General features: G+C 68.0%; 18 protein-coding genes. 12 read left to right on the top strand and 6 right to left on the bottom strand.

All coding sequences use genetic code 11. The features are described 5' to 3' along the window. Positions 1-4 precede the first annotated feature (4 nt). Positions 5-1,111 carry a bile acid:sodium symporter family protein gene (locus tag M3G03_RS09145; protein ID WP_259809391.1) on the top strand — a complete coding sequence of 369 codons (1,107 nt, stop codon included), beginning with the start codon at positions 5-7 and terminating at the stop codon, positions 1,109-1,111. Between the two features lie 111 nt (positions 1,112-1,222). Then, positions 1,223-2,020 (top strand): RNA methyltransferase, encoded by a 798-nt coding sequence (locus M3G03_RS09140; RefSeq protein WP_259809390.1) that lies wholly within the window; start codon positions 1,223-1,225, stop codon positions 2,018-2,020. Between the two features lie 24 nt (positions 2,021-2,044). On the opposite strand, the gene def is transcribed toward M3G03_RS09140, so the two are convergent. Genes def through M3G03_RS09125 form a run of 3 tightly spaced genes read right to left on the bottom strand, consistent with a single transcriptional unit; the run spans position 2,045 to position 4,949 of the window. Further along, on the bottom strand, positions 2,045-2,659 hold the full coding sequence (def, locus tag M3G03_RS09135; RefSeq protein ID WP_259809389.1) for a peptide deformylase: 615 nt from the start codon (positions 2,657-2,659) through the stop codon (positions 2,045-2,047). A gap of 16 nt (positions 2,660-2,675) precedes the next feature. Further along, on the bottom strand, positions 2,676-3,920 hold the full coding sequence (locus M3G03_RS09130) for an amidohydrolase (protein WP_259809388.1): 1,245 nt from the start codon (positions 3,918-3,920) through the stop codon (positions 2,676-2,678). 9 nt (positions 3,921-3,929) lie between these two features. Further along, positions 3,930-4,949, bottom strand: a complete 1,020-nt coding sequence (locus tag M3G03_RS09125) for a lactonase family protein (protein ID WP_259809387.1) — start codon at positions 4,947-4,949, stop codon at positions 3,930-3,932. Between the two features lie 91 nt (positions 4,950-5,040). Here M3G03_RS09125 and M3G03_RS09120 point away from each other — a divergent pair, with 91 nt between their 5' ends. Then, the gene (locus M3G03_RS09120) at positions 5,041-6,024 is read left to right on the top strand and encodes a tyrosine recombinase XerC (protein WP_396121933.1); all 984 of its coding nucleotides are present in this window, start codon (positions 5,041-5,043) and stop codon (positions 6,022-6,024) included. A 48-nt stretch (positions 6,025-6,072) separates the two neighbouring features. Here the strand turns inward: M3G03_RS09120 and M3G03_RS09115 are convergent, their stop codons facing one another. Beyond that, complete coding sequence (locus M3G03_RS09115) at positions 6,073-7,164, bottom strand: peptidoglycan DD-metalloendopeptidase family protein (protein ID WP_259809385.1); 1,092 nt, start codon at positions 7,162-7,164, stop codon at positions 6,073-6,075. A gap of 320 nt (positions 7,165-7,484) precedes the next feature. Here M3G03_RS09115 and rpsB point away from each other — a divergent pair, with 320 nt between their 5' ends. Beyond that, complete coding sequence (rpsB, locus tag M3G03_RS09110) at positions 7,485-8,405, top strand: 30S ribosomal protein S2 (RefSeq protein WP_259809384.1); 921 nt, start codon at positions 7,485-7,487, stop codon at positions 8,403-8,405. Between the two features lie 45 nt (positions 8,406-8,450). After that, positions 8,451-9,260: a translation elongation factor Ts gene (gene tsf / locus M3G03_RS09105; protein WP_259809383.1), complete on the top strand. Its 810-nt coding sequence runs from the start codon at positions 8,451-8,453 to the stop codon at positions 9,258-9,260. Positions 9,261-9,421: 161 nt separating this feature from the next. Here tsf and M3G03_RS09100 read toward each other — a convergent pair whose 3' ends face one another. Next, positions 9,422-9,910: a helix-turn-helix transcriptional regulator gene (locus M3G03_RS09100; protein ID WP_259809382.1), complete on the bottom strand. Its 489-nt coding sequence runs from the start codon at positions 9,908-9,910 to the stop codon at positions 9,422-9,424. Positions 9,911-10,070: 160 nt separating this feature from the next. Here M3G03_RS09100 and pyrH point away from each other — a divergent pair, with 160 nt between their 5' ends. The 4 genes from pyrH to rlmN all read left to right on the top strand — a co-directional run bounded on the left by pyrH (position 10,071) and on the right by rlmN (position 13,836). Then, positions 10,071-10,784, top strand: coding sequence for a UMP kinase (gene pyrH, locus M3G03_RS09095; protein ID WP_259809381.1), 714 nt, complete (start codon positions 10,071-10,073; stop codon positions 10,782-10,784). A gap of 137 nt (positions 10,785-10,921) precedes the next feature. Then, positions 10,922-11,476 (top strand): ribosome recycling factor, encoded by a 555-nt coding sequence (frr, locus tag M3G03_RS09090; protein WP_259809438.1) that lies wholly within the window; start codon positions 10,922-10,924, stop codon positions 11,474-11,476. Between the two features lie 58 nt (positions 11,477-11,534). Further along, positions 11,535-12,398, top strand: coding sequence for a phosphatidate cytidylyltransferase (locus tag M3G03_RS09085; protein ID WP_259809436.1), 864 nt, complete (start codon positions 11,535-11,537; stop codon positions 12,396-12,398). Between the two features lie 280 nt (positions 12,399-12,678). Further along, positions 12,679-13,836 (top strand): 23S rRNA (adenine(2503)-C(2))-methyltransferase RlmN, encoded by a 1,158-nt coding sequence (rlmN, locus tag M3G03_RS09080; RefSeq protein WP_259809435.1) that lies wholly within the window; start codon positions 12,679-12,681, stop codon positions 13,834-13,836. Between the two features lie 5 nt (positions 13,837-13,841). Here the strand turns inward: rlmN and M3G03_RS09075 are convergent, their stop codons facing one another. Further along, positions 13,842-14,978: an LOG family protein gene (locus tag M3G03_RS09075; RefSeq protein WP_259809380.1), complete on the bottom strand. Its 1,137-nt coding sequence runs from the start codon at positions 14,976-14,978 to the stop codon at positions 13,842-13,844. A 58-nt stretch (positions 14,979-15,036) separates the two neighbouring features. Here M3G03_RS09075 and dxr point away from each other — a divergent pair, with 58 nt between their 5' ends. The 3 genes from dxr (at position 15,037) to M3G03_RS09060 (ending at position 20,591) form a co-directional block, all read left to right on the top strand. After that, a complete protein-coding gene (gene dxr / locus M3G03_RS09070) occupies positions 15,037-16,260 on the top strand; it encodes a 1-deoxy-D-xylulose-5-phosphate reductoisomerase (RefSeq protein ID WP_259809379.1) in 1,224 nt (407 codons plus the stop codon). Next, a complete protein-coding gene (locus tag M3G03_RS09065) occupies positions 16,257-17,543 on the top strand; it encodes an RIP metalloprotease (protein WP_259809378.1) in 1,287 nt (428 codons plus the stop codon). The genes dxr and M3G03_RS09065 overlap by 4 nt, the downstream gene beginning before the upstream one ends. Before the next feature lie 207 nt (positions 17,544-17,750). Further along, positions 17,751-20,591 carry an ExeM/NucH family extracellular endonuclease gene (locus M3G03_RS09060; RefSeq protein WP_259809377.1) on the top strand — a complete coding sequence of 947 codons (2,841 nt, stop codon included), beginning with the start codon at positions 17,751-17,753 and terminating at the stop codon, positions 20,589-20,591. Positions 20,592-20,736: the final 145 nt, after the last annotated feature.

Below are 20,736 nucleotides of genomic sequence, written 5' to 3'. Positions count from 1 at the left end.
GGGCGTGAGCGCCCAGCCCGGGCCCCGGGCTCCCTGGTGGCGGCGGCTGCGGATCGACGGTTTCCTGACCGCGATCATCGTGGCCGCCGTCATCGGTTCCATCGTCCCGGCCCGCGGATGGGCCATTCCCGCCGTCGACTGGCTGGGCACGATCCTGATCGGGCTGCTGTTCTTCCTGTACGGCACACGCCTGAGCCCCGTCGACACCCTCCACGGCCTGCGCAACTGGCGACTGCACGGGTTGGTGTTCGGCTTCACCTTCGTGCTCTTCCCGTTGGTCGGACTCGGCTTGTCGCTGCTGCTGGGCGATTGGCTCGGCACCACGCTTGCCCTCGGGATCCTCTATCTGACGTTGTGCCCCTCAACGGTCCAGTCGTCGGTGAACTTCACCTCCATCGCCGGGGGCAATGTGGCCGGCGCCGTGGTGAGCGCCAGCGTGTCGAACATCCTGGGCGTGTTCCTGACGCCCCTGCTGGCGATGCTGCTGATCGGTGGGATGGGCGTCCACATCAATCCGAGTTCGATCCTCACGGTGGCCGCCAACATCCTGGCGCCCTACCTGGTCGGCCAGGTGCTGCGGCGCTGGACGCTGGGTTTTGTCACCCGCCACCCCCGGCTCAAGCTGGTCGACCAGGCCTCGATCGTGGTGATCGTCTACGCCGCCTTCAGTGAGGCGATGCGCTCGCAGTCCTGGTCCCAGACCACCATCGGACGCATGATCGCGTTGGTGGTCATTCTTTCCGCCCTGGTGGCAGTCATGCTCTCGCTCAGTTGGTGGGCGGCGGGCCGTGTGGGGATGGATCGGGCTGATCAGATCGCGGCGCAGATGTGTGCCACCAAGAAGTCGCTGATGACCGGCCTGCCCATGGCGGCGGTGATTTTCGCCGGTTCGGGCCACGCCCTGGGGCTGGTGGGCCTGCCGTTGATAGTCTTCCACCAGATCCAGCTGATGGCCTGCGGCGCCCTGGCCAGCCATCACGCCCGATCGATCACGCCCCGGGAAGCTGCTGGTGGTGGCCCCTCGTCCCAGGCCCGATCGTCAGGATCGTCGGCCCAGCCAGATCGAGCAGGAGGCGGAGAACCGCACCGGGGCTCGCGGCACCGCGTCTGATTGCGCCGCCCCCGAGCTGACGAGCTGGGCCGAGCCCAGCATGACAACCAGCCCGGCGCACACGATCCCGAACGAAGTCATCAGGTGGGCGACGGTCACTAGGCTGTTCGGGTGCCCACCCTCATCGAGATCACTGACGCCAGCGACCCGCGTCTGGCCGACTACACCCGCTTGCGGGAGACACAGTTGCGCCATGCCGTCGAGGCAGAGCACGGGCTCTTCATCGCCGAGGGCGTCAAGATCATCGAACGCGCCCTCGCCGCCGGGTGCCGCCCCCGATCACTGATGCTGGCACCACGCTGGTGGGAGGGGCTGCGACCCCTGGTCGAGGGACTCGACGTGCCGGTCCACATGGTCAGCGAGCGATTGGCGGAAGAGGTCACCGGTTTCCATGTCCATCGCGGGGCGCTGGGCTCTTTCGCCCGCCCGGAACCGTTGCCTTTGGAATCCGTCCTGGGGCTGAGGCGGCTTGTGGTGGTGGAGGACCTGGTCGACCACACCAACCTGGGCGCCATCATTCGGAATGCCGCAGGGCTGGGCTGGGACGGGGTGGTGCTGTCCTCACGCAGTGCCGACCCGCTCTACCGGCGCTCGATCAAGACCGCGATGGGCACCGTGTTCGACCTGCCGTGGGTTCGCCTCACCGAGGACGCCGATCTGGCGGCGCTCAAGGATGCTGGTTTCACGCTGGTGGCCCTGGCGCTTCGAGCGGATGCGGTCAGCCTCGAGGAAGCAGCCACCCGGCTCGCTGGGGAGAAGGTGGCGATCCTGCTCGGCACCGAGGGCTCCGGCCTGAGCGATGGCTGGCTCGAGCTGTCCGATGTCGTGGTGAGGATTCCCATGGCGCGCGGGGTGGACTCGCTCAACGTGGCCTCGGCCAGCGCGATCGCCTGTCACGCGCTGGCCTGAGGATGCGCCCGAAACTCTACGAGCTCAGTCCTCCTCGGCGTCCCTGTCCACCAGTCCTGCTTCGCGGGCCTCGACGAGGCTGAGCTTGGGGGAGACCGGCCAGTCCTCGGGGTAGCGGGGGCCGTACTGGGCCTGGAGCTGGTCGAGCTTGCGGCGGTGGCGGCTGGAGAGGTGGTCGCCGAAGACGGTACCGTTGCAGTGGTCGGTCTCGTGCTGCAGGCAGCGCGCGAACAGCCCGGTGCCCGTGAGGGTGACGGGGTTGCCGTGCTCGTCCTGCCCGGTGCAGGTCGCCTTGTCAGGCCGCGCCAGGGGAGCGAAGGCGCCGGGATAGGACAGGCAGCCCTCCTCGGAGGCGTCCAGGTTGCGATCTCGCCCGGTCGGCAGCGTGACCTCGGGGTTGCAGACCACGCCGCGGTGCATCACGCCCTTGTCGTCGGGGCAGTCGTACACGAAGATGGCCAGGTCCCTGCCGACTTGGGTGCCCGCCAGGCCCACGCCCTCGGCGGCCTCCATGGTGGCGAACATGTCTGCGACCAGCTGCTGCAGTTCGGGGCCGAAGTCGGTCACCCTCCTGGTGGGAGCGTGCATGACGTCCTCGCCCCAACGGGTGATCGGCAGCACATTTCCGGTTTCGCTCATCGGTGGTCCTTCGGTCTCATTCACAGTCGAGGTGGGGGCGCGAGACAGTCTGTCCCAGCGCGCTGTAGGGATCGAGGGTGACACCCCGGTGGGTGTCCGAGTCGTAGCGGTACACGCGGCGTCCCTGAATGAAGACCGACATCGGCCGGCTGGTGACCTCGAGCGGATCACCGGACCACAGCACCATGTCGGCGTCCTTGCCGACGGCCAGCGAGCCCACGCGCTCGTCAAGGCCCATGATCTCGGCCGGAGTCAGTGTGATGGCACGCAGCGCGGTGTCCCGGTCGAGGCCCTCCTTCACGGCGAGGATGGCCTGGACCACCAAGAGGTTGATCGGGACCACCGGGGCATCGGTGGTGAGCGCCACCCGGACACCGGCCCGGGCAAGCAGACCGGGGTTGGCGATCGAACGGTTCTCCAGCTCCAGCTTGGAACGGCTGGTGAGCAGCGGACCGATCACCACGGGAAGGTCCTTCTCGGCCAGGACATCGGCGATCAGGTGCGCCTCGGTGCCGTGGTTGATGACCAGTCGGTAGCCGAACTCCTCGGCCAGCCGGATCGCGGTGGCGATGTCATCCACGCGGTGGCAGTGCTGGCTGACCGGGACTTGTCCGTCGAGTACCTGCACGAGGGTCTCGTTGGTCAGATCGGTGGTGAACGGACGCCCTTCGGCGCGCATGGAGTCACGGAACTCCTTGTAGTTGCGGGCGCCGTTGAAGGCATCGCGGATCACCGCCGCCACGCCCATGCGGGTCTTCGGCAGACGGTTCTGGTCTGCGCCGTGGAACTTCTTGGGGTTCTCGCCGAGCGCCATCTTCAGCGAAGCAGGCTGCTTGACCACCATCTCGTCCACGATGCGCCCCCAGGACTTGAGCGCGACCGTCTGGCCGCCGATCGGGTTGGCGGACCCGGGCTTGGCCACGATCGTCGTCACACCACCCGACAGCGCATCACGGAAACCCTCGTCGGTGGGGTGGATGCCGTCGAGGGCGCGGAAGCGGGCGCCGATGGTCTCGCTGGTTTCGTTGATGTCATCGCCAGCCCACCCGTGGAATTCCTCCCAGATGCCGACGTGGCCGTGAGCCTCGACGAGGCCGGGGGTCAGCCAGGCACCCTCCGCATCGATGACCTCGGCATCGTCAGGGGCGGCCAGATCCGTGCCGAGGGCCTCAAGGTGGCCTCCCTCGTCGACCAGCAGGTGGCCATCGAACGACTCCGAACCCACCGGGACCACGTGGGCATTGGTGATGAACAGGCGCATGAGGCCAACCTAGCGGAGGGCCCGGACAGCTCCGTCGAACAGCAGGGCCATCGGTTCGCGCACGGTGTGCTCGGCGACGATCTCCAGCCCCTCCTCCGACTCAGTCATGGCGACCACCGCGTCGCGACCCACCAGCGCGGACCAGACGGTGACCGGGCGGGCATCGGGGTGGAGGACGAGATCGCGCACCTCGCCGCCATGCGTGGGGGATTCCTGCACCGGGCCGATGGTGCCATCCTCGTGCCACTCGGCCCAGGCGATGGTGTTCACCCCGCGCTGACCGACGAAGAGACGGTTGTCCCGGTCAAGCCGGATACCGCTCGGGAGGCCACCGAGTTCCCTGGTGCCCTCGAAGATGCCGATCGCACGCCAGCCGTCCTCATCCAGCGCCACCGTGGCGAGCTGGCTGCTCAACTCGCCGCAGATCGCCAGCTGGACCCCGGAGCTGGCAGGGCGCACCACCAAATGGCGGGGGCCGAACCCATCGGGCAATTCGACGGGGGAGAGCTCGACCAGAGACCCACCCTGAACCCGAAGTCGCCGCACCTGGTCAGCGCCCAGGTCGCAGACCAGAAGTGAGATTTCGTCGAGCCAGGCCACGTGGTGTGCATGCGGGGCGTCCTGCCGTTCCGGGTCGGCCCCGGAATGGCCATTGAACTCGAGCGCGTCGACCAGGGACAGGGTGCCGTCCTGGTCCACGCCCACCAGGCTCACCGAGCCCGAGGTGTAGTTGGCCACCGCCAGCTGCGTGCCGGTGGGGTCCAGGGCCATGTGGCAGGCATCCGCGCCATCGATCTCCACCCGGCTCACCTCGTGCGGACCGTCCTGGTCCAGTCGCAGCGCGACCACGGCAGACGCACCCAGGTGGAGGGCCGCGATGAGGATGTCTCCGCGCCGCTCCAACCAACCGACCGTTGGTAGGGGCCAGGATCCGGTGGTCTCGATGGTGGTGCCGTCGACGGTCAATCGCACCAGGCCACCCTCCCCGGATTCGTCACTGCGACAACCGACCCACAGGATCTCGTTCATGGCGTCAACCCTAGTGAAGGTGCACCCGGATCGAGCAGAGCGCGGCGGGGACGCTGGTGGGAGACCCGCCAGCTGGGTCATGCTGGAGGGCATGGCGCAGGATCCGAACGACTCCCCGGGCACCGAACGGGGGCCGACGCCACCCGCGGGACCGCCTGCCGAGACCATCCCCCCGGCCCTGGCAGCACCACTGCAGGAGTTCTTGCGCTCCCTCGAACAGGACAGGTCCTCCCACACCATCCGCGGTTATGGCGGCGATCTCGAGGACCTGGCCCGGTTCGTCGTGGGCCGGGGACGCCACCAGTGGTCCGAGGTGGTGCTGACAGATCTTCGCGCCTGGCTGGGAGCCCAGCATCGTGCCGGCGCCGCCCCCGCGAGCCTCCAGCGGCGCACGTCGGCCGCCCGCGGCTTCTACCGCTGGCTCGTGCGCGAGCAGCTGGTCGGCAGTGACATCGCCAGTTCCCTGAGCTCGCCCAAGGTCCCGCGGCGGCTCCCGCCCGACGTCGGTCAGGAGGACATCGCGCAGATGTTCCGCGCAGCCATCGATCGCGCCGGCGAGCCCGAGGCCGGCGTGCTGGGACTGCGTGACGTGGCGATCCTGGAGGTCCTCTACGGCTCGGGGGTCCGGGTCGCCGAACTCTGCGGGCTCGACGTGGATGATGTGGACCGGACGCGCGGCACGATCCGGGTCCTTGGGAAGGGCAACAAGGAGCGGTCCGTTCCGCTGGGCGACCCCGCGATGGATGCCCTGGACAGGTGGCTCGGCCGACGCGGCGAGGTGGCCACGGACTCCTCGGGACCGGCGGTCTTCCTGGGCAGCCGCGGTGGACGCATCGACCAGCGTGTGGTGCGCCGCCTCGTGCACCGCGCGCTCGAGGCCGTCCCGGAAGCCCCGAATGTCGGCCCGCACGGTCTGCGGCATGCGATGGCCACCCATCTGCTCGAGGGCGGGGCAGACCTGAGATCGGTCCAGGAAATGCTGGGCCACGCCTCGCTCGCCACCACGCAGATCTACACCCATGTCAGCAGCGAGAGGCTGCGGCAGGCGTTCCGCCAGGCCCATCCCCGGGCCTGAACCCATCATCGCCGTCCTGCATCACAGTCTTCTCAGTGCGGGATCTCCTCATCGCGGGGGCGGCACCACCTGGCCATTGCGCCAGGCCATGAAGTGCAGGTGACATCCGGTGGAGTACCCGGTCGACCCGACCGAGCCCAGGTAGCTCCCGGCCGCCACCTGCTGACCGGTGGACACTCCGAAGGTCGACAGGTGGGTGTAGCCATAGCGAGTTCCTCCTCCTGCGTCGACGATGACGCGCTTGCCATAGGCCACATGGTTCTCCACCAGCACCACCCTGCCTGCCGAGACAGAGCGGATGGGTGCGCCGCAGGGCGCCCCGTAGTCGACGCCGTCGTGGAGCTTCCAGACCTTGAGCACCGGGTGCAGGCGCATCCCATAAGGGCTGGTGATGGGCCCACTCACCGGGATGCCGCCACCGATGGCCGAGGGGGAGGGCAGGCCGCCCTGCCCCGGGAGGCCGAGGTCCGGTGGCAGAGCTGCCACGAGCGGCCTGGGCTCGGCCTTGAGCGGGAGCAGTCGTACGGGGCCCGGCGCCGTTGCCCCACCGGCCTGGCTGGGCGCCAGGTGCAGCATGGGGTCGAGGTAGTCCCCTTTCTCCTTCAGTCCCCAGTGCAGGGAGCCGCTGTGGCCTCCGCCGGAGGCGAGGACCCCGAGGGCTTGGCCGGCCTGCACCTTGTCCCCGCTGGTCACCGAGGCGATCACCGGCTCATAGGTGGTCTGGATCCCGTTGCCGTGCTCGACCACCAGCACCGGACGTCCGGCGACGCGACCCAGGAATCCCACGGTGCCGGCGGCTGCGGCGCGCACTGTGCTGCCCTCGGGGGCAGCCAGGTCCACCCCGCGATGCCCCGAGGCGTAGCGGTGCTCTGGCTGCTCGAAGGGGCGGGTCACGCCACCCCCCACCGGCAACAGGAGCTGGAGTTCGTCGATCGTGGTCGAGGCCGGCCTCAACGACGCGACCGCGGCGGGGGTTTGCCACAGCCCCGCCAGCATCATGGCGACCACTGCTGCCAGCAGCGAGAGCAGGGGCGCCGCGTGGCGGGCGGAGCGCCGGCGCCGATACGTTCCCGGCGAGGGATGGACGTGTCGAGTCTTCACGCCGGGATCATGGAGGCGAAACAGTGTGATGCGTTCCATGGACAACACCTCGGTCGCTACGGACAACACTCTGTGGACAACTCAGCTCCGTGCGTCCCTGGGAGAGGAGAGGCGCGCTTGCAGTGCGACGCCCGTTCAAGTGGCGATTCGGGGGTCTGGCGTCTAAGCTGTGGACAGCAACCCGACACCCATGGGTTGACTTCGCATGCAGTCATTCGGATGGCCCCAGTGCCGGCCGGAACGACGCGGACGGTCCGGCAACCCCGGCTCCGCGGCCGTGCTGCATCAGGCGGCACCGATGGTCGGTGCCGAAGAACCGATTCGACGCACCAAGGGGTGCGTCCCAAGGAGGAACGGCCATGGCCGTCGTCACCACTCGCCAGCTGCTTGAGAGCGGCGTCCACTTCGGACACCAGACCCGTCGCTGGAACCCCAAGATGAAGCGCTTCATTTTCACCGAGCGCAATGGCATCTACATCATCGACCTGCAGCAGTCGCTCACCTACATCGACAAGGCCTACGCCTTCGTCAAGGAGACCGTCGCCCGCGGCGGTCAGGTGCTGTTCGTCGGCACCAAGAAGCAGGCCCAGGAGGCCATCGCCGAGCAGGCCACCCGCGTGGGCATGCCCTACGTCAACCAGCGCTGGCTCGGCGGAATGCTGACCAACTTCCAGACCGTCATCAAGCGCGTCCAGCGCCTCAAGGAGCTCGAGGGCATGGATCTCGAGAACCCCGTCGCCGGCGGCTTGACCAAGAAGGAGCTGCTGGGTCTCAAGCGCGAGGCCGAGAAGCTCGACCGCACCCTGGGCGGCATCCGTGACATGGCCCGCGTCCCGCAGGCTGTCTGGATCGTCGACACCAAGAAGGAGCACCTGGCTGTCGACGAGGCCCGCAAGCTGCGCATCCCCGTCATCGGTATCCTGGACACCAACTGTGATCCCGACGAGGTCGACTTCCCGATCCCGGGCAACGACGACGCCATCCGCTCGGTCGCGCTGCTGACCCGTATCATCGCCGACGCCGCCGCCGAGGGCCTGTTGGCCCGCTCCGGCCAGTCCAGCGACGGTGTCGAGGCCGAGCCCATGCCCGACTGGGAGCGCGACCTCCTGGCAGGGCAGGCTGCTGCCGAGACCAACCGCGAGGGTGTCGTCGAGACTCCCGCGCAGGCCGAGGCCCAGGATCCCCAGGCCGGCCAGCTGAACGCTGAGGTCGAGGAGGCCGCCCCGGCCGCCCAGCCCGAGGCCGCCGCGGCCGAGGCTGCCCAGCCCGAGTCCCACTGAGCCACACCCGTCCAACCAGACACCCTCCACACAGATTGGAACCCCATGGCAATCACTGCTGCCGATGTCAAGAAGCTCCGTGACGCCACTGGCGCCGGCATGATGGACGCCAAGAAGGCGCTCACCGAGGCTAACGGCGACTTCGACAAGGCCGTTGAGATCCTGCGTGTGTCCGGTGCGGCCAAGGCCGCCAAGCGCTCCGACCGTGAGGCCAGCAATGGCCTGGTCGCCTCCTCGGGCAAGGCCCTCATCCAGCTGGGGGCGGAGACCGACTTCGTCGCCAAGAACGAGGAGTTCGTCACCCTGGCCCAGCAGATCGCCGCTGCGGTGGACGCCGCCGGCGCCGAGGGTGTCGAGGCTGCCAACGAGGTCACCCTGGCCTCCGGCGCGTCGGTCAAGGACGCCGTCCACGATCTGGCCGTCAAGATCGGTGAGAAGCTCGAGCTGGCCCAGGCCACCGTGGCCAAGGGCGACGCGCATGTCTACCTGCACCGTCGCGCCGCTGACCTGCCCCCGCAGGTTGGTGTGCTCGTCGAGTACGAGGGCGACAATGAGCAGCTGGTGCACGCAGTGGCCCTGCAGATCGCCGCGATGAACCCTCAGTTCGTCAGCCGCGAGGACGTTCCTGCCGAGACCGTGGAGAACGAGCGCCGCATCGCTGAGGCCACCGCCCGTGAGGAGGGCAAGCGCGAGGGCGCCCTGCCCAAGATCATCGAGGGTCGCGTCAACGGCTTCTTCAAGGACGTCTGCCTGGTTGACCAGCCGGCCGTCTCCGACGACAAGAAGACCGTGGGCAAGCTGCTCGAGGAGGGTGGCGTCAAGGTCATCCGCTTCGTGCGTTTCGCGGCTGCCTGATCGTCGCTGAAGCTTCGAACGGCCCGGTCCCCCTGAGGGGCCGGGCCGTTCAGCGTTGCATGGTGCCGGCAGGTTTCCACCGCGATGAAGGCGATTGCGGTGGTCAGTCCTCAGGATTCTCGCCGGATGAGTCCCGGTGGGACGTGTCGGGATGGCACCGGTCAGTGCTCGTCGTAGTGGTCATCATGGGCGGCGTGGCGGTGGCCATCGTGCAGGAAGTCGACGTGGTCACCATGCTCTATGGCGTCGTGGCCGCAATGCTCACCGTGGGTGTGTTCCTCAAAGGTGTGCTCGGCGGCTTCGTGGGTGGTCTGGTCGGTCATGTCGTGCTCCTCTGGGTGATCGATGGAGTCGGTGGGGGATGGGGCGTGGCCCACATGGGCCAGGGTGTCCTGCACGATGTGGTGCACATGCTCATCGGCGAGCTGGTTGATCCGTTCCCGGCCGGAATGTTCAACGCTCACCGCCCCCGCACTGCGCAGGACGCGGAGATGCTGCGAGACCAGGGGCTGGCTCATCCCGGTCTTCTCGCTCAGGGCTGAGACCGACAGTGGTCCCCGCCCCAACTCCTGGAGGATCGCCAACCGGGCGGGCGAGCCGAGGGCTCGGAAGAGCTCTGCGGCCGAGACCAACTGGTGGGCGAGTGGCATGCCTCCATCATCAGTCACATATGCACACATTGCAATAGGTGCATGGAACCTGCCAGAGGGGGCTGCCCCCACCCAGACCGACGCGCTCCATACGCGCCCGGCTGCATTGGCGGTAGGCTCTGTCAGCAGACATCGCCGGACGAAAGCCCAGGGAGAACCCATGAACAAGCCGTACAGCCGCATCCTGTTGAAGCTCTCCGGTGAGGTCTTCGGCGGGGGACAGCTGGGCGTGGACCCGAAGGTGGTCGACAGCATCGCCCACCAGATCGCCGATGTGGTCAACAGCGGCACCCAGGTCGCGATTGTGGTCGGCGGCGGCAACTTCTTCCGAGGCGCCGAGCTCCAGCAGCAGGGGATGCAGCGCGACCGTGCCGACTACATGGGCATGCTGGGCACCGTCATGAACTGCCTGGCTCTGCAGGACTTCTGTGAGCGAGCCGGTCTGGCCACCCGCGTCCAGACCGCGATCACCATGGGTCAGGTCGCCGAACCCTACATCCCCCGCAAGGCCGAGCGCCACATGGAGAAGGGTCGCCTGGTGATCTTCGGCGCCGGCTCCGGCATGCCGTATTTCTCGACCGACACTGTCGCCGCCCAGCGAGCCCTGGAGGTGGGTGCCGACGTGCTGCTCATGGGCAAGCAGGGCGTCGACGGTGTCTTCGATTCCGACCCGAAGACCAACCCGGACGCGAAGATGTTCGACGACCTCACCTTCGACGAGTACCTCAACCGCGACCTCAAGGTGGCCGACGCGACCGCCATCTCCCTGGCCCGCGACAACGACCTGTCGATGATTTTCTTCAACCTGAACACCGAGGGCATCATCTCCCGCATCGTCAGCGGCGAGAAGATCGGCACCACCGTCCATCGCTGATCAGATCGTCCTGGGGCCGCCGGCCCCTGGGACGGCTTGCCCCAGCCTGCGGGACGTCCTCCGTCCCGAGCGACTAGGCTCACCCATGGACCTGGCTTCGGCCGCGTCACCACACACCCACGAAAGGACCCGTCGTGATCTCCGACATCACCGCCGACGCCGAGAACAAGATGAAGGCGACCCTCGAGCACACCATGGAGGAGTTCGCCGCGATCCGCACCGGGCGTGCCCACCCGGCCATGCTCAACAAGATCACCGCTGACTACTACGGGGCCCCCACGCCGCTGCAACAGCTGGCCACCTTCCAGGTGCCCGAGGCGCGCACCATCATGATCACTCCCTTCGACCGATCGGCCATGAACGCCATCGAGAAGGCTATTCGCGACTCTGATCTGGGTGGCAATCCCTCCAACGACGGCAACGTCATCCGCGTGACCCTGCCCGCCCTCACCGAGGAGCGCCGCAAGGAATACATCAAGATGGCCCGCGGCAAGGCTGAGGAGTCCCGCGTCGCCATGCGCAACGTGCGTCGCACTGCCATCGACCAGATGAAGAAGCTGGAGAAGGACAAGGAGATCAACGAGGACGAGCTGGCTCGCTCCGAGAAGAGCATGGACGCCCTCACCAAGAAGTACACCGACCAGGTGGACGACCTGCTCAAGGGCAAGGAAGCCGAGCTGCTCGAGGTCTGAGCCTCGGGCCTCGACCGGAGCCCGCGTAGACGTGAGCCAGGAACACCTCGACCCGCACCTGGTGCAGGACCCGCCACGGCCGGTGCGCCGGGCGGGTCGCAACCTTCCCGCCGCAATCGGTGTGGGCGTGGGCCTCATCGCCGTCGTGGTCGGAACGCTCGGCTGGTGGCACTGGGGTTTCACCCTGCTGGTGGCCGTGGCGTTGTCGCTGGGCGCCGTGGAGATCCACCACGCGCTGGAGCGCATTGGCATGGAGTCGGCGCCGATCCCCATCGTGGTGGGAACGGTGGCGATCCAGATCGGGTCCTACTACGCCAGCCAGCACCCGGAGCGCGGAATCAACGCGATCACCGTACTGGTGGCGATGCTGAGCCTGACCGTGCTGGCGGCATTGATGTGGCGACTCCCCAAGGGGCCGGAGGGCTTCGTCCGCGACAGTGCCGCGAGTCTGTTCACCATCGCCTACCTGCCGATGCTGGGGACCGCCGTGCCGCTGATGCTCGGTGGGGACATGGGGCGCGAGCGCGTGGTCGTCTTCATCGCCTGCGTGGTGGCCTCCGACACCGGTGGTTATGTGGCCGGGGTGCTGTTCGGCAAGCACAAGATGGCGCCGATGATCTCGCCCAAGAAGACCTGGGAGGGGTTCGCCGGCTCGATCGTCTTCGGGATCGTGGCCGGCATCGTGGGCGTGTTGTGGTTGTTGCACGCGCCCTGGTGGGTCGGTTTGCTGCTGGGCGTCTTCATGGTCGTTTTCGGGACCGCAGGCGACCTGGTGGAATCCATGATCAAGCGCGACGTTGGCATCAAGGACATGTCCAGCTTCCTGCCCGGGCACGGGGGAGTGATGGATCGCCTCGACTCCCTGCTGGTGGCAGCACCCGTCGCCTGGCTGATCCTCTACTTGACCGTCCCCGGCGGCTGACCCAAGGAGTTCCCGCATGACGTCACTTCCTGAAGCCCAGCTCGGAGAGGTTCCCGAGGAGCTCCACGCCCCCTGGCAACCCGGGACCCCGGCGCCGGCTGGCACAGACCCTGACGCTGGTCCCGACTCCCAGGCCGACACGGACGCCCACGCCGGCGCCGTCCAGGCGTCTGCTCCGCGCATCCCCGACGCGCGCATCACCGAGGCCCAAGCTGCCGCCAAGCTCCCACTCGAGCGCAACCGTGCCGTACGGGGACGCAACCATGCCGCGCCCCTCCCGATGCCGGCCCAGCCCCTGGCCGAGCCGGGCAAGGAGTTGCCCCTGGTCTTCAAGGCCCCCCGTCGCCAGAAGCCTGCGCCGCACTGGATCGACCTCACCCCCGAGGAGCGCATCGCGGCAGTCGAGAAGCTCGGACACAAGAAGTTCCGCGCCCGCCAGCTCGGCCATCACTGGTTCGAGCGACTGGCTCACGACCCGCAGGAGTGGACCGACCTGCCTGCCGATGCCCGCGAGGAACTGGCTCGTGCACTGTTCCCCACGCTGCTGACCCGGGTGAACGAGCAGCGGGCCGACAAGGGCGCCACGATCAAGACCCTGTGGCGCCTGCACGATGGCTCCCTGGTCGAGTCGGTCCTGATGCGCTATGCCGCGACCGCGCATTCGTCGGCGCGCACGACCCTGTGCGTGTCCTCCCAGGCGGGCTGCGGGATGGCCTGCCCCTTCTGTGCGACCGGTCAGGGCGGCCTGCAGCGCAACATGTCCGCTGGGGAGATCGTGATGCAGGTCCTGGACGCTGGCCGCCGACTCCAGAGCGGGGACGTCCCGGGTGGTACTGGTCGAGTGAACAACATCGTCTTCATGGGCATGGGAGAGCCGTTGGCCAACTACAAGGCCGTCACCAGCGCGGTGAGGACGCTGACCAGCCCCGCTCCCGACGGGTTCGGCATGAGTGCTCGAGGGATCACGGTGTCCACCGTCGGCCTGGTGCCCCGGATCGAACAGCTGGCCGAGGAGGGCATCCCGATCTCGCTGGCGCTCTCACTGCATGCCCCCGACGACGAACTGCGCGATGAACTGGTCCCGATCAACACCCGCTGGAAGGTGGACGAGGTTGTAGATGCCGCCTGGCACTATGCCCAGAAGACCCGTCGCCGGGTGTCGATCGAATACATCATGATTCGCGACATCAACGACCAGCCCGAGCGCGCAGACCTGCTCGCCCGTGTGTTGAAGAAGCGCGGAGACTGGGGATGGTTCCATGTCAACCTCATCCCGCTGAACCCGACCCCCGGTTCCATCTGGACCGCCTCCGACCGGGCGGTCGAGGCGGAGTTCGTACGGCGGCTGGTGGCTCGTGGCGTTCCGGTGACGGTGCGTGACACGCGGGGCAGCGACATCGACGGGGCCTGCGGGCAGCTGGCGGCCAGCGCCGACTGAAGGTTTCAGGCCTGGCCGTCGATCACCTGCCAGGCCTCCTCGACGGAGTCGACCAGGTGGATGTGCCCGCCCATCGCCCGGTCCCGACCCAGGGCCTGGAGCAGGGGCCAGGCCGGGATCCGTTGCGTCCAGTGCTCGACCCCGACCAACACCATCGGGGTCGGGCGCACGCCCTCGGCGATGTAGTAGTTGCCGGTGGCGGCTTGGAAGACCTCCTGCACCGTGCCCGCCGCGCCGGTCAAGTAGATGATCCCTCCCCGGCAGAGTCGCAGCAGGATGTCCTCCCGGATCGCATTGGAGAAGTACTTGGCGATATGGGTGGCGAAGACATTGGGCGGCTCGTGCCCGTAGAACCAGGTCGGGATCCCGATCGAGGGGTCCTGCCCAGGGATGCGCTCCAGCACGTCCATCGCACGGCGAGCCCAGGCGGTGATGCCCTGACCTCCCTGCTCGGGGGGAGTGAAACGAGGAACCTCGGCGAGCATCCCCAGCGCCCGGCCCAGCTCGGCCGGATCGCGGTGCAGCCGCGCGCCCAGGTTGGCGGCCTCCATGGCTCCCGGCCCGCCGCCAGTCATCACCACACGCCCTGATCCAGCCAGTCGAGCTCCCAGGTTCGCCGCCTGGCGGTAGGTCTCGCTTCCACGCTCCGCCGCGTGACCGCCCATGATGCCGACGCACAGGTCGGTGTTGACCTCCTCGACCAACTCGTCCAGGGCGTCGGTGACGGCATGGTCGTGCAGGGTGTGGGCCAGGCTGCCGCGCAACGAGGACGCAGCGGCGGTCCGGGTCCAGGCGTAGATGAGGGCGTCCGGGGTGTGCTCGTAACCGCGACCCAGGTCCCGGTACAACTCGGAGGCCGTGTGCAGTTCATTGCGATAGGGGTTGAAGGGAATGTCGGGTAGCTGCGGGAAGACCAGGGCCCCGCGCGCCTGCAGAGCATCCTCGGCCCCTTCGGGAAGGGTGCAGCCCAGGAAGATTGCCCCGCGAACGTCCACGCGCTGGAGGTCGTCGAGTCGATCGGTCAGGTCAATACCCTGCACCGCCACGCCCGGCTGGCGTCCTCGGACCAGTGACCGCTCAGGAGACCGACCGCGGGAGACCCAGGCGTCGAACTCCTCGGGAGAATCAATCTCGACATGCACGCTGGCAGTCTAGGTGGCGCCCGGCCGGTGTTGTCCGGCGCAGTGGCAGGATGGGGGAGTGGCAGCACAACGCAGCGTGATCATTCTCGGCAGCACCGGCAGCATCGGCACCCAGGCCGTCGACGTCATCTCCACCCGGCGGGACCAGTTCCGCGTGCTCGGGCTGGCGGCCAATGGGTCGGACATCCCCACCCTCGCCCAGCAGATCCTCGATCTGCAGCCCGCGGTGGTCGCGCTCGCACGACCCACCGTGGTGCAGGACCTGCAGCTCGCGCTCTACGCCAGCGCCCAGCAGCGTGGCTGGAACCGGGGGGATGTGAAGCTCCCGCGGATCATCGCCGGCCCCGAGGCTGCCACCGAACTTGCCGCCATGGACGCCGACGTCGTGCTCAACGGGATCACGGGCTCGGCCGGCCTGCTGCCCACGTTGGCGACACTGAACGCGGGCAACACCCTGGCCTTGGCGAACAAGGAGTCCCTGGTCATCGGTGGCCGGTTGGTGACCGATGCCGCCGCCCCCGGCCAGATCGTCGCCGTCGATTCCGAACACTCCGCCTTTGCCCAGGCCCTGCGGGCGGGGCGCAAGGAGGAGGTGCGTCGACTGGTCCTCACGGCCTCCGGGGGTCCCTTCCGAGGTCGCTCCCGAGCCGAGCTCGCCGATGTCACGGCGGAGCAGGCGATGGCGCACCCGACCTGGGCGATGGGGCGCGTGATCACGGTCAACTCGGCGACCCTGGTGAACAAGGGGTTGGAGCTGATGGAGGCCGCCCTGCTCTACGACGTACCCCTGGGCGCCGTGCAGGTCGTGGTGCACCCCCAGTCCATCGTCCACTCCATGGTGGAGTTCCATGACGGGTCGACGATCGCCCAGTGCTCGCCGCCCGACATGCGGCTGCCGATCGCGCTGGGGCTGACCTGGCCCGACCGTCTCCCCGACGCCGCTGCCGCCATCGACTGGACCCGTTGCGCCAGCTGGACCTTCGAACCTCTCGACACCGACGCCTTTCCGGCCACCGAGCTCGCCCGCCACGCCGGCACCGTCGCAGGCACCGCCCCTGCCGTCTTCAACGCCGCCAACGAGGTCTGCGTCGATGCCTTCTGCGCGGGGCGGCTCAGCTTCACCGGGATCGTCGACACCGTCGCCGAGGTCGTTAACGATCACCTCTCGGGCACGGGGGATGGGCACCTGCGCGATGACGAGCTCACCGTCGACGGAGTGCTCGCCGCCGACGCCTGGGCTCGCGAACGCGCCACCGAGCGCATCGGCGGGCGCAGCTCATGAACGCTGCCGTGATCGTCGGCGCGGCGATCCTCTTCTTCGCGCTGATCATGGCCTCCATCGCCCTCCATGAGGTGGGGCACCTGCTGCCGGCCAAGCTGTTCAAGGTCAAGGTCACCCAGTACTTCGTCGGCTTCGGGCGCACCCTGTGGAGTCGGCGCCGCGGTGAGACAGAGTATGGGTTCAAGCTGCTTCCGCTGGGCGGTTACGTGCGCCTGGTCGGCATGTACCCGCCAGCTGCTGCGCGTCCGGCGAAGGTGGGGCCGGTGACCCGCCTGGCCGATGCAGCCCGCGCCGTGGAGTACGACGAGATCACCCCCGCCGACGACGGCCACCTCTTCTACCAGAAGAAGACCTGGCAGAAACTCATCATCATGGCCGGGGGCCCCCTGATGAACGTGCTGCTCGCTTTCCTCATCATCGGCTCGGTCAACGGACTGCACGGCCAGTATCGGCCCCAGCTCGAGGTCGCTGCGATCAGCGAGTGCGTCGTCCCGGCCTCGCGCGCCGGAACAGCCTGCCAGCCCGGTGACCCGATCGCACCTGCAGCCCGGATGGGGTTCAAGGAGGGGGACCGCGTGGTCTTCTTCAACGGCACCACCGTCCAGTCCTGGGATGAGTTCAGCACACTGATCCGCAAGAACCAGGACCGCCCGGCAACAGTCGTGGTCGAGCGTGGCGGCAAGCACGTCACCCTGGCGACGGTGCCGACCATGATCACCGGTGTCCCGGACAAGCTCAACCCCTCCCGCCGCATCCAGGCGGGTTTCCTTGGTGTGAGCCCCAGCTATGAACGCCTCACCACCGGGCCGGCGGGCACCGCCCGAGACATCTGGATGATGACCAAGCAGTCCGTGGTCGGGCTGGCGAACTTCCCGGTGAAGGTCTGGAATGTCGCCGCCGACATGGTCACCGGCAAGCCCCGTGACGTGAACGGGCCCATCTCGATCGTGGGTGCCAGCCGCGCTGCCGGTGAGATCGCCGCCGCCGAAACGCTGCCCATGGGGGAGCGAATGGCGAACTGGTTCATGATGCTCGGCGCGGTGAACCTGTTCGTCGCCCTGCTCAACTTGGTGCCGCTGCCCCCGCTGGACGGTGGCCACATGGCCGGGGCGCTGTGGGAGGCCAGCCGTCGGTGGACGAGCCGCGTCGCCGGACGCCCCGACCCGGGCCCCGTGGACACCGCCAAACTGCTGCCGATCGCCTACGTCGTGGGCGGCTTCCTGATGCTGGCCGGTGTGGTGCTGATCCTGGCTGACCTGATCACACCGGTCCGCATCTTCTGAGTCATCCCGTCGGTCCGCTCGAGGCAATGGGACGCCCCCAGGCGGGCGCCTGCTGACCTTCGTGCGGACTTCGGGTGAAGCTTGGGTGAACCCTGCCCGCAGGGCTGTTCAGCGTCGTCGGAGCGGGTTAGCGTGACCTTGGTCTGTGTCCCCGGCGTCCGCGTTGGGCCGGGGCACCACGCAGGAACACCTCGACGAAGGATCATCATGCCCCTCTCCCTCAGCCGTTTGCGGGTGGCGGTTGCCGCCATCGCCGTCGGCGCGCTCGCCTCGGTCGGGCTGGCCACCAGCCCCGCCAAGGCAGCTGCCAGCCACCTCATCATCAACGAGCTCTACGCCCGTGGCGGCTCTCCCAACCAGCCCTGGGTCACCAAGTACGTGGAGATCTACAACCCCACCGGCGCGACCATCGACCTGAGCGGATTGAGCATCCAGTACCGCGCGGCCACCGGCACCGCCGCCGCAAGCTTCACCGCTCCGCTGAAGGGCACCCTTGCTCCCGGTGACTTCTTCGTGCTGCAGGGCGCCTCCAACGGTTCCAACGGTGCGGCGCTCCCGGCTGAGCTGGTTGACCAGACCGCAGGTAGCTTCCACCCCTCCGGCACCACCGGCACCGTGTTCCTCGTCAACGGCACGACCGCCATCAACCCGGACACCCAGTCCGCCTCGGTGATCGACAAGCTGGGCTTCGGCGGCTCGAACAGCCCCGAGAGCGCGCCGGCCGTCTACACCGGAACCAACTCCGTGCCCGGCTCGCTGGGTCGCACCTCCGCCGACGACACCGACAACAACTCGGTCGACTTCGTCTTCTCCGGCACCCCCACCCCGGGTGCGGCCAACACAGGCCAGGAGCTGGGCGACCCCTCGGGCACCCCGACCGACACCCCCTCCGCGACCCCGACCCCCACCGAGACCCCCACCCCCAGCCCCACCCCCGAGGGCGTCACCCCGATCGCTGCCATCCAGGGCACCGGCGACACCAGCCCGCTGCTGGGCCGGAGCGTCACCACCGAGGGTGTTGTCACCGCCGTGTACCCCACTGGTGGCTTCAACGGCTTCTACCTGCAGACCGCAGGGTCGGGCGGAGCGCTGAAGAGCGAGGGCCAGGCGTCCGATGGCATCTTCGTCTACGGCGCCACCAACGTCAGCATCGGTCAGTGCGTAAGGGTCAAGGGCACCGCCGCCGAGCACCACACCCTCACCCAGCTGAGCGATGTCACCATCTCGGTCGCGACCGGTGACTGCACCGCACCCACCGCGGTGCCGCTGGCGTCCCTGCCGCAGACCGACGCGGAGAAGGAGCGCTACGAGGGCATGCTGGTGCAGCCGCTGGGCGACTACACCATCACCAACAACTACACGCTGAACCAGTACGGGCAGCTTGGTCTGGCCTTCGGCAACGAGCCGCTCTACCAGGCCACCGACAAGGTGCCCTACCAGGCCACCGACAAGGTGCCCTACCAGCAGGCCGCTGAGTACGAGGCGCAGAACCGGCTGAAGTACATCACCCTGGACGACGGTTCCTCCTGGAACTACCTGAACAACGCCACGGCGAAGAACTCGCCGCTGCCCTACCTGTCGGCACAGACCCCGATGCGCACCAACTCGCAGGTGCAGTTCACCAAGCCGGTGATCCTGGACTACCGATTCCAGTGGAACTTCCAGCCCACCAGCCACGTCATCGGCGCTGAGGTCGACTTCCTCAACAGCGAGAACGACCGTCCCGCCACCGCTCCGCAGGTTGGCGGCGACATCCAGATGGCCACCTTCAACGTCCTGAACTACTTCACCGACCTGGGGAAGGACGAGGCCGGTTGCAGGGCCTACACCGATCGCAACGGGACCCCCGTCGGTTCCAACGGCTGCAAGGTCCGTGGCGCCTACACCCCGCAGGCCTTCGCCGACCAGCAGGCCAAGATCGTCTCGGCCATCAACGGACTGGATGCCGAAGTGGTCGCGCTGATGGAGGTCGAGAACTCGGCCAACTTCCGCCACGATCGCGACCACTCGCTGTCCGCGCTGGTGGACGCCCTCAACGCCGCGGACCCGACCAAGAAGTGGGCCCACGTGCCCACCAATGCCGCCCAGGTCCCGTCCAATGAGGACAACATCCGTCTGGCTTTCATCTACCGCACCGAGCAGGTCAGTCCTGTTGAGGGATCGCTCATCCTGCAGGACCCGGCCTTCGCGAACGCCCGTCAGCCCCTGGCCCAGAAATTCCAGGTCAACGGCACCAACACCGAGTTCGTGGCCATTGCGAACCACTTCAAGTCGAAGGGTTCGGGTCCGGACGACGGTACCGGTCAGGGTGCGTCCAACCCCGCTCGCAAGGAGCAGGCGGCTGCGCTGACCACCTGGGCGAACACCGTGTTCGCCGGCCAGGCGGTCTTCCTGCTGGGTGACTTCAACGCCTACTCCGAGGAGGAGCCGGTGCTGATCATCGAGAACGCAGGCTTCGCCAACCTGGCCGACGCCAACGACTCGAGCACCTACCAGTTCCAGGGACGCCTGGGCTCGCTGGACCACATCTTTGCCAATGCAGCTGCGCAGGCGCTGGTCACCGACCACGCGGTGTGGGACATCAACGGCGACGAGTCGGTTGCCTTCCAGTACTCGCGCCGCAACTACAACGTGGTCGACTTCCACGCACCCGACCCGTACGCCTCCTCCGACCACGATCCCGCGATCGTGGGCATCAAGCCGGCGGCCTCGACTCCGGAGCCGACCCCCACTCCGACCGTGGAGCCGACCCCGACTCCCACCGTGGAGCCGACCCCGACTCCCACCGTGGAGCCGACCCCGACTCCGACCGTGGAGCCGACCCCCACTCCGACCGTGGAGCCGACCCCCACTCCGACCGTGGAGCCGACCCCGACTCCCACCGTGGAGACGACCCCGACTCCCACCGTGGAGCCGACTCCTACTCCGACCCAGGAATGCACCAAGGTGCACCCGCACAAGCCGGTCCACCCGGGTTGCCAGAAGGGCAACAGCGGGAACAACGGCAAGGGCAAGGGACCCAAGCCGAAGGTCCTGCCCTTCCGCTGAGCACCCCCTCGTCATCCACCCGTCATTGGTCAGCCCACCCTGTCGTGACAGGGTGGGCTGACGCAGTGGGGCTGGTCGGCACACCAGCGCGTGGGTCGCCCTCCGCAGCGTGCGAATTCTGTTCATCCACGGCGCTAGTCTTGGA

This window comes from Aestuariimicrobium sp. p3-SID1156, from assembly GCF_025144225.1.
Taxonomy (GTDB): Bacteria; Actinomycetota; Actinomycetes; order Propionibacteriales; family Propionibacteriaceae; genus Aestuariimicrobium.
This window is presented reverse-complemented; position numbering and strand designations above follow the sequence as displayed.

Bases quoted from the DNA above. Each gene is read 5' to 3' on its own strand.
- tsf (WP_259809383.1), top strand. From the start codon at position 8,451: ATGGCAATCACTGCTGCCGATGTCAAGAAGCTCCGTGACGCCACTGGC.
- pyrH (WP_259809381.1), top strand. From the start codon at position 10,071: ATGAACAAGCCGTACAGCCGCATCCTGTTGAAGCTCTCCGGTGAGGTC.
- M3G03_RS09065 (WP_259809378.1), top strand. From the start codon at position 16,257: ATGAACGCTGCCGTGATCGTCGGCGCGGCGATCCTCTTCTTCGCGCTG.
- M3G03_RS09060 (WP_259809377.1), top strand. From the start codon at position 17,751: ATGCCCCTCTCCCTCAGCCGTTTGCGGGTGGCGGTTGCCGCCATCGCC.
- rpsB (WP_259809384.1), top strand. From the start codon at position 7,485: ATGGCCGTCGTCACCACTCGCCAGCTGCTTGAGAGCGGCGTCCACTTC.
- M3G03_RS09100 (WP_259809382.1), bottom strand. From the start codon at position 9,910: ATGCCACTCGCCCACCAGTTGGTCTCGGCCGCAGAGCTCTTCCGAGCC.
- M3G03_RS09115 (WP_259809385.1), bottom strand. From the start codon at position 7,164: ATGGAACGCATCACACTGTTTCGCCTCCATGATCCCGGCGTGAAGACT.
- rlmN (WP_259809435.1), top strand. From the start codon at position 12,679: ATGCCGGCCCAGCCCCTGGCCGAGCCGGGCAAGGAGTTGCCCCTGGTC.
- M3G03_RS09125 (WP_259809387.1), bottom strand. From the start codon at position 4,949: ATGAACGAGATCCTGTGGGTCGGTTGTCGCAGTGACGAATCCGGGGAG.
- M3G03_RS09130 (WP_259809388.1), bottom strand. From the start codon at position 3,920: ATGCGCCTGTTCATCACCAATGCCCACGTGGTCCCGGTGGGTTCGGAG.
- def (WP_259809389.1), bottom strand. From the start codon at position 2,659: ATGAGCGAAACCGGAAATGTGCTGCCGATCACCCGTTGGGGCGAGGAC.
- M3G03_RS09120 (WP_396121933.1), top strand. From the start codon at position 5,041: ATGGCGCAGGATCCGAACGACTCCCCGGGCACCGAACGGGGGCCGACG.